Source organism: Prevotella merdae (assembly GCF_900290275.1).
Classification (GTDB): domain Bacteria; phylum Bacteroidota; class Bacteroidia; order Bacteroidales; family Bacteroidaceae; genus Prevotella; species Prevotella merdae.
This window is the reverse complement of record NZ_LT985325.1, coordinates 145,573-158,694: the sequence shown is the minus strand read 5'-3', so window position 1 is coordinate 158,694 and position 13,122 is coordinate 145,573. Positions and strand designations below refer to the sequence as shown.

10 protein-coding genes and 1 pseudogene are annotated in these 13,122 nt (G+C 44.0%); 5 read left to right on the top strand and 6 right to left on the bottom strand.

Annotation, left to right across the window (positions count from 1 at the left end):
* Positions 1-182: 182 nt before the first annotated feature.
* Genes C9991_RS12990 through C9991_RS12980 form a run of 3 tightly spaced genes read right to left on the bottom strand, consistent with a single transcriptional unit; the run spans position 183 to position 3,837 of the window.
* A complete protein-coding gene (locus tag C9991_RS12990; RefSeq protein ID WP_106812953.1) occupies positions 183-1,880 on the bottom strand; it encodes an Mfa1 family fimbria major subunit in 1,698 nt (565 codons plus the stop codon).
* Between the two features lie 39 nt (positions 1,881-1,919).
* On the bottom strand, positions 1,920-3,242 hold the full coding sequence (locus C9991_RS12985) for a DUF3868 domain-containing protein (RefSeq protein WP_157949475.1): 1,323 nt from the start codon (positions 3,240-3,242) through the stop codon (positions 1,920-1,922).
* A 19-nt stretch (positions 3,243-3,261) separates the two neighbouring features.
* On the bottom strand, positions 3,262-3,837 hold the full coding sequence (locus C9991_RS12980; RefSeq protein WP_106812951.1) for a DUF3575 domain-containing protein: 576 nt from the start codon (positions 3,835-3,837) through the stop codon (positions 3,262-3,264).
* Between the two features lie 1,016 nt (positions 3,838-4,853).
* Between C9991_RS12980 and C9991_RS12975 the strand changes: the two genes are divergently transcribed.
* The 5 genes and pseudogenes from C9991_RS12975 (at position 4,854) to C9991_RS12955 (ending at position 10,699) form a co-directional block, all read left to right on the top strand.
* Positions 4,854-5,210, top strand: coding sequence for a helix-turn-helix domain-containing protein (locus tag C9991_RS12975; protein WP_106810835.1), 357 nt, complete (start codon positions 4,854-4,856; stop codon positions 5,208-5,210).
* Positions 5,211-5,248: 38 nt separating this feature from the next.
* Positions 5,249-6,145: pseudogene (locus C9991_RS12970) on the top strand (IS3 family transposase); the annotation flags it as partial.
* A 737-nt stretch (positions 6,146-6,882) separates the two neighbouring features.
* Positions 6,883-7,734 (top strand): leucine-rich repeat domain-containing protein, encoded by an 852-nt coding sequence (locus tag C9991_RS12965; RefSeq protein WP_106812950.1) that lies wholly within the window; start codon positions 6,883-6,885, stop codon positions 7,732-7,734.
* Positions 7,735-7,751: 17 nt separating this feature from the next.
* Positions 7,752-9,791, top strand: coding sequence for an RNA degradosome polyphosphate kinase (locus C9991_RS12960; RefSeq protein ID WP_106812949.1), 2,040 nt, complete (start codon positions 7,752-7,754; stop codon positions 9,789-9,791).
* Positions 9,788-10,699: a Ppx/GppA phosphatase family protein gene (locus C9991_RS12955; protein ID WP_106812948.1), complete on the top strand. Its 912-nt coding sequence runs from the start codon at positions 9,788-9,790 to the stop codon at positions 10,697-10,699. Before C9991_RS12960 ends, C9991_RS12955 begins: the two co-directional genes overlap by 4 nt.
* A 37-nt stretch (positions 10,700-10,736) precedes the next feature.
* On the opposite strand, the gene C9991_RS12950 is transcribed toward C9991_RS12955, so the two are convergent.
* Genes C9991_RS12950 through C9991_RS12940 form a run of 3 tightly spaced genes read right to left on the bottom strand, consistent with a single transcriptional unit; the run spans position 10,737 to position 13,112 of the window.
* The gene (locus C9991_RS12950) at positions 10,737-11,741 is read right to left on the bottom strand and encodes a hypothetical protein (protein ID WP_157949474.1); all 1,005 of its coding nucleotides are present in this window, start codon (positions 11,739-11,741) and stop codon (positions 10,737-10,739) included.
* A 23-nt stretch (positions 11,742-11,764) separates the two neighbouring features.
* Positions 11,765-12,757, bottom strand: coding sequence for an ISAon1 family transposase (locus C9991_RS12945; RefSeq protein ID WP_106810744.1), 993 nt, complete (start codon positions 12,755-12,757; stop codon positions 11,765-11,767).
* Complete coding sequence (locus C9991_RS12940) at positions 12,723-13,112, bottom strand: ISAon1 family transposase N-terminal region protein (RefSeq protein ID WP_106810743.1); 390 nt, start codon at positions 13,110-13,112, stop codon at positions 12,723-12,725. The genes C9991_RS12945 and C9991_RS12940 overlap by 35 nt, the downstream gene beginning before the upstream one ends.
* Positions 13,113-13,122 lie beyond the last annotated feature (10 nt).

Below are 13,122 nucleotides of genomic sequence, written 5' to 3'. Positions count from 1 at the left end.
TAATTATAGCAGTACGCCCTGTAAGGGCAAAAGCGTTAATTATCAATGCTTTTGCCCTTACAGGGCGCATTGATATTTGATGTTAACACCCAGGGCGTTGCCCTGGGCTATGGGCTTATGCCCCTTCGGGGCGTACCACTTGATAGTTTTAACAATCCATCTACTCTATTTGAGTGATAAGATTACTTACCAAGATCTACTTTCTGAGAAACTACGCGCCACTGGAGAACGTTGATTCTTGCAGCGAGGTAGGTGTTAGAATCGTCAGGCATGGTAGGGATAATGGTTTTGCCTTCATCATAAACAGGAGTACCAAAGCCCTTGAGAGAATTTACCTTAACGTCATAAATATGATTACGTACTATACCATATTCTCCTACAGTATTGTCAGTACCAAGGTGTTTGATAGGAATATAGTAGTATGCCATACCGTTAGTTCTTACCTGTGCAGTCTCGTTGGCAAGTGCTGTATTTGCATCAGCGCCAGTAACAGGTTCCCATGTAGGAGTTGCTTCTGTACCTGTGTTTATATAGTATGTCTTAGCATCATCAACAAGAGCTGGCACTACCAAGTAATCTGCCTTACCTGTAGGTTTTACAAATGTGATATCATCCTTAGTAATTCTCTGATAAGTACTACTACCAGCAGATGTTTTTACATAATATCCACTCTCAAATGCAATCTGATTCTTCAAAACGTCTACACCAAGATAGTCGATGCCCTTGTAAGTACACAATTCTGCATTCTTCCATGATGTACCATCTTTGTACATCAAATGAGCGGTAAGCAAGAACTTTGTACGGTCATTTTTGTATATAGTAGGGTCTGAAGGATTTACAGGGGTTGCAGGTGCAGGAATTGCTGTAGCAGAAGTGTTAGGCAATGTATACAAGAACTCATCTGGCTGCTTTGAATAATCGGTAAACTTATGGTTTACAATATTGTTTGTAGCGCTAAATGGTACAGATGTTTCCCAGAAGCTACGGTGATAGTCTGCTGTAGTCCAAGTAGAGAATCCCAAGCCTGTATCGCTCCAAGAAGTCTGAATTTGCTTCTCAAGGTTAGCTTTACCATTTTCGTCAGCTACACCCCAACCATCAACAATTGCATAGATGTCATAGGTTGAATATGAACCTACTTTAATACCTTTTTTACCAGCACCCCATGTAGAAGAAGCACCATCCTGGAATTCTGCACCAGTAAGACTGGCTTTTACCTTAGCTGCAACACGCTCCACATAAATGTCTACAGGGTGAGCAGTAGCATTTGTAGCATCTGAGTAAACAAAGCCCGAAATTTTGTTTTCACAAACTTTTAATCCTTCAGAAGTTGCATATACAGAGTTGCTCATCACAAAATCATTAGGTGTTGTTCCTGTTGTGTTATAGAATTTTGTATCCACAAGAGAACCTGTCAATTGTGCTAAAGTTTTTTTAGTGTTATCAAGCTCTGTCAAAGTTTCAGGATTAATAATGGCTACCATCTTTGCAGGAGCTGTTTTAACAGTACCATTGATAACGAGTATTGAATTTGTGATTTGCTCAATACCATTAGGGGTATCTTTACCACTATTTGTAATAGAGCTATTTTCAAGCCAGTTTATATCAGGAATAGTACCATTCAAAATGTATGGAGAACCATCATTATGGAAGAAGTAGAAGCGAATCTTGTTGATAGTGCTTTCTTCAGTTGAACCATCTTGATAATCACCAGTAAGAGCACGTGTCGGCGTAGTACCCACATTAACAATATTCACAGCCAGATACTGGGCTTCGCTAGCAATATTCGGTTTTTCGCCACCATTACTTGGATCATCCGAACTACATGCGCTCATCATCAGAGCAGCGCATGCCAAAGGGAAAAATTTAAAGAACTTCATAATACTTAGAGTTTAATTATTTATGTTATGTTAATTATGTTATTTAATCTCGTCGTAAACTTTTCTTGCAGCCTTAGCCTCCTCGCTGTCTCCAGCCTTGTCAAGATAAGGCTTTGCACCTTCTGCATCGCCTGCATTAAGGCGTATGCAAGCTGCATTAAGGTTGGCTGTAGGATCATCAGGATACATACGTACCGCTATCTCCATTATCTCGTTAAACTCCTTTGAGCCAGGCTCGTAGGTTTGTGCCACCATATACATCTCGTTTTGCGAGAGCAATTGTGGTCGGGTCTTTACCAAAGCCTTAGCCTCCTCTACATTAAATGGGCGCACCTTATATTTAATATGGTAGTCGGAGTGGCGCAGAGCAGGATAGCATGCAGCAAGCAAGAATCTGTATTCGTCGGGATAAGCAGTCTTAATCTTAGCCTCACGCTCATCCTCCTTAATAGAAGTATCGTTTGCAATATCAAGTATCTGCTGTTTGTGCTCCATGTTGCTTTCGGCAACAAACTTGCGCAGACCGTCCCAATCTTCTGCAGTATGCGATACGGAGAACAAGTCTTCGTCGAGCCTTACCATACGCTGTACATATTCCATAAGCGTCTGCGCACGTCCCTTGGCAAGGCGGTCGTTGCTCTCGAATCGTCCCTCAGGCGATGCAAAGCCATGTATATTGACAGCCAACACCGTAAGGTTCTTGTCTTCCTTAAGCGTATTGATAGTCTTAACTATACTGTCAAGCTGCTCCGGGTTGCGCCTATATAGTGGGTTAAGCTCGGTGCGGTTTACGGGGAAGTCGATGTATGCACGCTTGTCCAGCTCGCGTATCTTCTCTGCCACCACCTCTGGTCTTACAAACTTGGCAGTTGGTCGGCGATACTCCATCAGTTCGTATTGCGTGTTGGCAAGGTTGTCGCCACATCCGCAAAGGTCCTCGTTAATACGCACCTTATAGTCAACAAGCTTCTTGTCGTAGGTAACAGAGCGCAGATAGGCTATCTGCTGCGGTTTGCCGTTGGTGCGTTTCACGATGTAGGCATCAGCACCATAGTTGTTGTGGCGGTTGCGCTGCTGCATAATGTGCTGTCGGTTGCCGTTAACCACAATCTTAGGCATAGCCACATCGCCATCGGCAGTTGTAATGGATGGAGAAAGAACAAACTGGTTGTTAGTAGGCATCTGCAGATTGTCGAGGTTCAGAGTCATGGACAACGTAATCTGCTTGTCGGTATGGCTCACCCTTACATTCTCCACCTTTATGCTGCTGTTGGCTATGGATACACCCTTGCACTCTTGTCCTCGGCATGGACAAACGGCAAGCATTAGCAATGGCAATATATACAGAAAGTTCAGTTTCATATCGTTTTTCAGCTTTGTTCTATAATACATATATCAGCGATAGTGCTGCCTTGGTGGGTCCAAAATAGTTGGTGTGGCTGCTCTTAAGTCTTCTGCCACATGTGCCACATTTATATTTGTCGTACTTTATGAAGTCGTAGCCTATGCCAAGCGATGTCTCAAGGTTCCAATGTCTTGACAACGGCCATTGGTATCCGCCGCTTACGCCTCCGCCAATGAACCATCCCTCATAGCGGTGGTTCTTCTGTGTAGATAGCAATCCAAAGGGAAAGTCTACCCCACTAACGTTAAACTCACCTCCCATGAGATGTGCTCCAACAAACCAACCATTGAAACTCTGGCAGAACCAGTATCTATACTCGGGCGTAAACGACCAATGACGCAATGTAGAATGGTCGCCACCCGACTGTTTCCAAGGGTTTAGTCCGAAAAACATTTGGGCTGTATGATTCCTATCTATCGAAACCTCGGCTCCGATATTAGGTGTAGTAGTAGCCCAGTAAAGAAAATTAGTCTTTACGGCTACATTCTGAGCGGACAGTTGCGAGCATGCCATTGACAATATCGCAACGATTATAATTGCCAACTTCTTCATAAAAATTCACATATATATTAATGTATGTGGCGCAGCTTTAGTGAGCCACAGACACCGTTGTGGCACATTATCCCATGCTTTGCTGCTTTATACCTTATATTATATACAGAATCGATGTTTCATCCTTTGTTTGAATAGTGGATGTTGGTACATCAATCCTTAGTTAATTTACGTTTTGTTTTTTTACTGGTTTGTTTTATCTTCCAGTTGTTGATACTGGGCGTTGTTTGTTGGGGTGTATAGTTTTTGTTTATGTTTTGTTGTTGTGGTGTGTTGGGGTGTGGTATGTTGTTTTGTCTATGTTTTTGATGCTTCTGTTTTTATAATTAGATTTTGTTAATTACTGTTGTTATAAGACTTTGCAAATATACAAACAATGCGTGAAACACAAAAGTTTTTGACGTAAAAATTTAATAATTTCTTTATATTTTTCGTATGGGGGGGGGATTTTAAGACTAAAATTATTGAAAATTAATGAATTAGGGAAACCATTGGTTTATCTGATATATATAGTAATATAACACTAAAATCATAAAACTAAGTAACAGTTCTGAATTGTCTTTACATATAAGTAGGAGAAGGGTGTCAAAACTCAAACAATGCGGGCTGAAAGCCCAAATTTCGCCTAGCCCAGGGCAACGCCCTGGGTAAACGGATATTATAATAATACGCCCTGTAAGGGCAAAAGCGTTGATAATGAACGCTTTTGCCCTTACAGGGCGCTTGGCTTTTGGATGCATTACACCCAGGGCGCTGCCCTGGGCTAGGAGCTTCTGCCCCTTCGGGGCGTACCACTTGCGGCTTTTAACACACCCTCCACTAAATCGGCAGGACCCTTATGGCAGAGTGGGTATGGCAGGGATGCCATACCCTCCTACAGATTGCTACTCATATATAAAGCTAAATATGAACACTTGCTTAAAATCATAAAACTATAACAATTACATATGGTTTACTTGTCAAAAATATTCAATGTCTTTTTGTAAATATGGTTGACTCCCTAAAATGTAAGTGAAATGAAAAAATCATTAGAAGAGACATTAAAGGAAGTTGAATTAAGCAAGGAGATTTATCGTCTTTATGCTTTAGAACACCTTACAATGATTGAAATTTCTGAAAACGTTGGTATTGCTCCTAGCAGCGTTCACCGTAAAATTCGTACTTTTGAAGCCGAAAACTCAGAATTGGCAGAAAAAATGAGTAAAAAAGGTAAAGAAATCATTCCTGAGGACTATAAGCAACTGCTTCAGGAAATAGCAGAGCTGAAGAAGCAAGTAAAATCGGAGCGCCTTCGTGCAGACTTCTATGAAGAAATGGTAGCCTTTGGCAAGGAAGTCTATGGTATTGACTTAAAAAAAGCTGGCACCAAGTAGCAAACAGGCTTCACACACGAGATGGCAAACTCTATCCAGTCATCTCGATGTGTCGGTTACTTGGTGTAACCAAGCAAGCCTATTACAAACATGGTGACAGTTCCATGTTAAAGGTTGCGCAAGAGGCGTTCGTTGTAGAGTTCATCAAAGGCGTTCGCAAGAAAGACCCAGGTATTGGCGGCAATAAGCTTTGGTTCATGTACCAAAGGCAATTTGGCGTATCCAGAAGTGTTGGCTACAACCGCTTTTATGACATTGTCGAGAAATACAACCTTAAGGTACGAAAGGTAAAACGTAGGGTGAAGACAACAGACTCCGCCCATGACCTTCCATTGTATCCTAATATTGTTAAGGATTTGCTTCCCAGCCGTCCATGCCAACTGATTGTCAGTGACATAACGTATATACCATATTATCTCGACCCCGAGAGCGGTGAGTACAAGTTCTGTTATCTTGCCCTCATTACGGACTATTATACAAAGGAGATAGTCGGGTATAGTGTCGCTCCAACGCTAGAGTCTATTCATGCCATAGAAGCCCTTAAGATGGCTTTGGATTACTACAAAGGAAATGACCTTAGCCAACTGATTCATCATTCTGACCGTGGGGTTCAGTATGCAAGTTACCAATATACTGGTTTGCTCAAGCAATACAACATACAAATCAGCATGACGGAAACAGGCAATCCCAAGGACAATGCCGTTGCAGAAAGAGTCAACAATACTATCAAGAACGAGCTTTTGAAAGGCATGTCGTTTACTTCTATATCAGAGGTCTTGGTGGCAGTAAAGGCTGCCATCCGCTTCTATAACGAAGAACGTCCACATTTGAGTCTTGACGGCTTGACCCCTCGTGAGGCTGCAAAGAAAAGAGGCGAGATTGATAAAAGATGGATAAGTTACAGAGAAAAAGCGATAAAAGCTAAGGTTGCTTAGAATCTTTTTGTATCTTTGCACCACCAAGGAACTACGTGATGGTTTAAGCCACCAACGTAAAAAGTTTGAGTTGGGCATCGAGCCCAACCCAAACTTACCAAGGAAGCTACGCTCAGGATTATCCCCCAACATGTTTCTTTGCGGAGATATGAAGGGTAATTTTATTTGTGTCTATAGGCATAAGTAGTCAACTATAAGTATGACTAAAATTAAATAAGTCAACGTGAATTATAAATAAGTAATAACTGAGTCAACTTGTATTATCAATAATACTTAGAGTGGTCAACTAAAATCGTTAAACCACACATAAAGTGATAGGCTAAAACAATTAAACCACATAGATTATTGGAATAAACACATTATCCCCCAACATGTTTCTTTGCGGAGATATGAAGGGTAATTTTATTTGTGACTATAGGCATAAGTAGTCAACTATAAGTATGACTAAAATTAAATAAGTCAACGTGAATTATAAATAAGTAATAACTGAGTCAACTTGTATTATCAATAATACTTAGAGTGGTCAACTAAAATCGTTAAACCACACAAATTCTCTATTCCGTGACACGGAATGGCCATTCGGTGACACGGAACGGACATTCGGTGACACGGAACGGACGTTCGGTGACACGGAACGGAGATTTACCGTAACACTATTGTAACTTTATCGTAATTGACATGCAATCGGTTTGTCGCTGTTTAGTCCTAACTTTGCATCCAGTTATTAACAACAGCGTATGAAAGAAAAGAAAAAGATTGTTCTGGATGTACTGAAGAAGCATCTTGAGCGTACAGACAAGTTTGAAAGTCAGGTATTAGAGCTTGCGTTGAAACAGGCTGATGGCGCACGCGATGATGGTTGGGGAGTGTTTTATTCTAAGGGTGGCAAGCGCCTTATAGCTGCCAAGAAAACCATTGAGGGCGACTATGCAGTAAAGGAAGACACACAGGAGATAGCCAACAACGCCTTCTATGGCTGCGCCTTCTTGCGTAGTGTGGCTATGCCGGCATCTATCACCAAGATAGGCGACGAGGCTTTTGCTCATTGCATCTCGCTCAACTCTGTTTATATTCCGCCAACGGTGGAGAAGCTTGGCAAGAACCCATTTGTCGACTTGGACAGCAAGGTATTGAAGAACCAGTCTGCCGCCTTTGTAGTAGACGCCAAGATATTGTACAATGCCGAGCGCACACGCCTTATATCTTGCCTTACCGATGCTACTATGATAATTATCCCAAAGACAGTTACAACTATAGGCAGTCTGGCTTTCAGCCGACGCTCTAAGCTTAAGAAGGTGCAGTTGCCAGAAGGCTTGGAACGCATAGGTCGCGACGCTTTCTCCGACTGCGATGCTCTTGAGGAAGTAACAATACCCGCTTCTGTAAAGACCATTGACCCATATGCCTTCGCCAGTTGCGACGGGCTTAAGAAGGTTACATTCCTTGGTGTACCCGAGCATATTGCACGCACAACATTTTCCGACTGCGACAATCTTATGTCGATTATCGTGCCTGAGGGCGAGGAGAAGAAGTTTCGCAAAATGCTGCATATCACGATAGAGAGCGACACATTGGTATTGAGCGAGTAAAATAATATTTTTTAATCATGGCAAAGCAATCAACATATACCGAACGCGACGTTAGTTGGATGTATTTCAACCATCGCATTCTGCAAGAGGCAGAAAAGACAAACGTTCCATTACTTGAGCGTCTGTCGTTCTTGGGCATTTACAGCAACAATCTCGACGAGTTCTTCCGCGTGCGTGTGGCTTCGCTAAACCGACTTGTAGATAATGAGAACCTGTCGGAACGCAACCGCAAGGCTATAAAGAAAACGTTGAAGACGGTAAACAGACTTAACGAGGAATATTCTTCAGAATACACAAAGGCTATAAAGGAGGTGTTCGCCCAACTTGAGGAGCATCATATACGTCTGCTTAAGGAGTCGCAACTGAACGACGAGCAGAAAGAGTTTCTGAAGCGTCTTTATTACGACAAACTCAACGGCTCGACCAATCCTATCTGGCTTAACGCAATAGACGACCTCAACACATTGGAGGACAACCGCATATACCTTGTTGTTAAGAAGACGCATACCGACGGCGACCATAAGGTGAAGTATGCCATCATAAAGGTGCCCGACCGTGTGTACGGCCGATTTATACGCATTCCACAATCGGATGGATTTGATAATATCATGTACCTTGACGATGTTATCCGCTTCTGTCTGCCACTTATCTTCATCGGCACAAAGCCGTCTACTTACGAGGCCTACTCGTTTAAGTTTACCAAGGATGCCGAGATGGAGGTGGACAACGACTCGGATTATGGCGCTATGGAGAAGATTGCCTTGGGCGTTAACTCGCGTAAGCGCGGCGAACCAATACGCGTAATTTACGACAAGGACATGCCCAGAGATATGCAGAAGCGTGTATTCGACAGACTGAATGTTCGCGAGCTCGACACATCGCTTGCAGGTGGCAGATACCAGAATCATAGGGACCTGATGTCGTTTCCCGATTGTGGTCACTCGGAGCTGAAATTTGAAAAGTGGCAGCCAGTAATGAAACCGGAGTTTCTTGCCGAGGAGTCGATACTTGACCAAATACGCAAGAAAGACCGATTCATACATGTGCCTTACCACTCGTTCGACGCTTACATACGATTGTTGCGCGAGGCCGCTCTGCGTCCAAGCGTAAAGGAGATTAAGACTACATTGTATAGACTTGCCAAGGACTCGAAGGTGGTTAAGGCCCTGATATGTGCTGCACGCAACGGCAAGAAGGTTACGGCTGTGGTGGAACTTATGGCACGTTTCGACGAGGAGAGCAACATAAAATGGAGTAAGCGCATGCAGGAAGAGGGCGTAAACGTTATCTTTGGCGTTGAGGGGTTGAAGATACACTCAAAGCTGCTGTATATCAAGACCACCAAGGGCGACCTGGCTTGTGTGGGTACGGGCAACTTTCATGAGGGCAACGCACGTGTGTATACCGACTATCTGATGATGACGGCACGACAGGGCATTGTGTCGGAGGTGGCTAAGGTATTCGACTTTATCGACCGTCCGTTCTCGCCTATGCGATTCAAGGAACTGCTTGTGTCGCCAAACTCAATGAAGACACGCATTCTGCGCCTGTTTGATACGGAGATAAAGAACGCTCAAATGGGTAAGCCAGCTTGGGTAAAAATTAAGATTAACCATATTACCGACCAGGATGTTGTGAATAAAATGTATGCGGCATCGCGTGCTGGCGTGCGCATAGACGCATTGGTACGCGGCAACTGCTCGCTTGTGCCCGGCATTGAGGGAGTTAGCGAGAACATCCATATCGTGGGTATTATAGACAGATATCTGGAACACTCGCGCATACTGATATTCTGCAACAACGACAAACCGCGCTATTTCATCGGTTCGGCCGACTGGATGCCTCGCAACTTGGTAAATCGTATAGAGGTGCTTACGCCTGTGTACGACGAGGATATGAAGAAGGATTTGATGCGCACAGTAGACTTCGGTCTGCGCGATACAACCAATGGACGTATTGTGGATGGATGTGGCACTAATGAAATACAGAAGGCGAAGGAAGGGGAAGAGCCGTTCCGCTCGCAGGAAGAATTGCATAAAGCTTATAATCAACTATGAACATAGCCGCTATTGATATTGGCTCTAACGGAGCCAGATTGCTGATAAAGAGTTTTGACGATAATGCTCCGGCATCGTCGCGTATTAAGAAACAGCTGTTTGTACGCATTCCATTGCGTCTGGGCAAGGATGTGTTTGCACTTGGCAAGATATCGAAGGAACGCCAACGTATGATGATGCACATGATGAAGGGGTTTCGTCAGTTTATGCAATTATATAATGTGGAGCACTTCCGTGCTTGTGCCACATCTGCCATGCGCGATGCCGAGAACGGAAAGAAGGTAATGCGACGCATTGAGAAAGAGACTGGCATTAAACTGGAGATTATTCCGGGTGCAGAGGAAGCACAACTTCTGTGCAACAATCTTGTAGAGAACACGGAGAGCGGAGTGGGCAACTTTGCTTATGTAGACGTGGGTGGTGGCTCTACGGAGATATCTCTTTTGCACGATGGTGTGCTTGCCGAGAGCCACTCGTTCAATATCGGAACGCTGCGTATGCTTGCTGGTGCTGTTACACCTGAGGAAAGAAATGCTATGTGCAGAATGTTGGAGAAGTATGCCGAGGATTTTCCGGGTACTAAGATTATTGGTTCGGGTGGTAACATCAACCGTCTGTTCCGACTTGCCAAGATAAAAGGCGACTCGCGCTCATTGCTAGTGGCTACGCTTAAGCAACTGTATGCCGAGCTGGCGCCTCTCTCGCTCGAAGAGCGTATGGAGCAATTTAAACTAAAGGACGATCGCGCTGACGTTATCATTCCTGCTGCAGAGATATTCCTGCTTGTAGCACGCTCGCTTAAGTGCGAAGATATTCTTGTGCCTAACATATCGCTTGCCGACTCGATTGTGGACGGAATATATAGGGACGTGCAAGGCAATATGGCAAGCAAGGACGACAAGGAATAACTGTCGGAGGAAAGGACATAATAAGGACGAAAGAACTTTATTTCTTCCACCAATGATCGTCCTTATTGGTGATTATGCGCACAAGTTGGTTCATCACAAGACACATTTCGCGTGTCACCTTGATGTCTCTGCTGTAGGCGTAGGTCCAAGGTGATATCTGCACGAGACGATTTTCGGCACAGGCGTAGAAGCTTTTGCCTGTGGGCTTATAACGGTCGGCAAAACCGTTGTCCACAATCTCTATAACAGGCAGTTGCTCTATGAGCAGCTGCTTTTTTATTTCTCGTTCTTTTGGACTTATAAATGCCGAGACGATGACAGCTCCCTTGCGTGCCGCTTGCAACACAATATCACGCTGCACATCAAAGAGCATAGCGTCGCTGCGATGACAGATAAGGGGCAGCTTGCATGGCGCTGCCAATAGGGCGCGCATGCCGATGAAAGAGAGAACGGGCTTGATATTGGGGGCGCTGGCAGATTGGTTGGAGCTTTGCGCAGGGGTAGTGGAACCTGGGAGCATCTGAATACGGGGAAGGAGGGCAAGCAAGGTGGATTCGATACGACGAGAATCAAGGGCAAGGTAGCGGTCGGCAAGGAAGGCACGGCGTAAGGCATCCATGGTCCAGCCATACGAATTGCAGTTGCGGTAGATACGGAAACAATCGGGCATGGAACCCTTGATAAGAGCGCGACGCGCCTGCTCGCGGATGTAACGACGCTTGGTTTCTACCTGCTCAATGGTTATGGCTTCTACATCGTTGTAGCCACGAACAAAGAGGGCGGGACCGCGGAAGGAACGGGTGTGGTCATGATCTCTATAATCGCGTGTTATAACACCTGGCTGCGGGCGCCAATCTATACCCAGCGTGTCCCAATAGGCATGGGTGCCTCCTATCATAAACCCACGTATCATCTGGCCCAAGTGCGGCTTGCCACCAGGCCTTATATGAATAAGGCCATGAAAATGATCGGGCATAGCCTCACAATCAATGGCCTCGGCATAAGGATAGAAATTGGGGATGTTGCGCCAGCATTCCATCACCCTCTTCCCGGGTCAGTGGAAATTTAGTGGGGATAAGCATAAATCTTTGCAAGTCGATACAGAAAGAACTTTTCATCAACGATACCCCTTAGTGATGCTCTGAAGGCTTTGATTTTCGCATTAAAGGATTCAGCTGCAGCATTAGATGATCTATTTTTATAAAAGTTAAGAATATCATCGTAATGTTCATAGAATGTTGCAGCAATAACATTGAAAGAACGGAAGCCAGCTTCTTCCACTTTGTTGTACCATTTAGCCATAGAAAGTCTTGCGGCATCCTTAACAGTATTTTTTGAGAAAATCATTCTCAAAGAATGCGAGAGTCCATAAGCTGTCTTCAAATCTGGATATTCTCTAAATAGGATCTCTGCTCTCTTGCTTTGTGACAGCGTCCATTTCTCTCCTGATTTGAAAAGAAGATACCTACTCCTTGCTAGCAATTCCTTTCTCGTATCTCCGTTCTCATATCGAAAAGGCACGTATTCGCGTCCTTCAAGTTTTGCATTCTCCATGTCGTCATTGGCCTCTTGTATAGCATCCCAACGATGCTTAATGCGCATTTCTTGCACAGCATCGCAAGCAAGCTTCTGTATGTGAAATCTATCAATTACTCTCATTGCTTTTGGAAAGCATGTGCGAACAATCTTTCTCATGGAGTCTGACAAATCTAATGTAACCTCCTCAACGATATTCAGAAGTGCTTCCGGTATATGCTTCAAGGCATTGATAACGTCCTCTGACTTAACACCCTTGACAATTGCAACCAGACATTGATCTTTTCCGTGTCTGTCCCTGTTGGTGACGATTGTGCGCAATTCACCGTTAGACATAGAGGTCTCGTCTATTGCCAAATTACGACCTACGTTGTCAGGAAAGACAAGCCATTCATCGGCATGTTCTAGTTCTGACCAGGTACGATAGTCACTCAAGACATCCTTGTATTGTTTATCCAACGTATTGGAGTTTACATGGTAGTATTGCTCAAGCGTACGGCAGGTCGTCGGGGATATGTCCATACGTCTCTTTTAAAAAAGCCGCAAACTCTTTCGAGTAGCGGGTTCCTGATTCGGTAACACTAATACGGTCGACAAATGTCTCTCCTGTTTCCTTGTTTCTCCATCTACGACGACGAAGTACAAGAATCACTTTATGGTCACGAATCGGAAAATCAGTTATGCGTACAGCATCCATAAAACCTTTGGATTCGTAGTCCTCAGATTTTTGGAGATAAGCATTCATACGCTCGTCTAGATAGATGGTCATACTCATTGAGTCAATATCAGACTCATCTGTTTCTATCTTGACGATATCGAAATTGTCCAGTATTTCTTTGGGAAGAACTATACGGGCTAATTGTTCAAGCATGTTCATAATGCAAAGA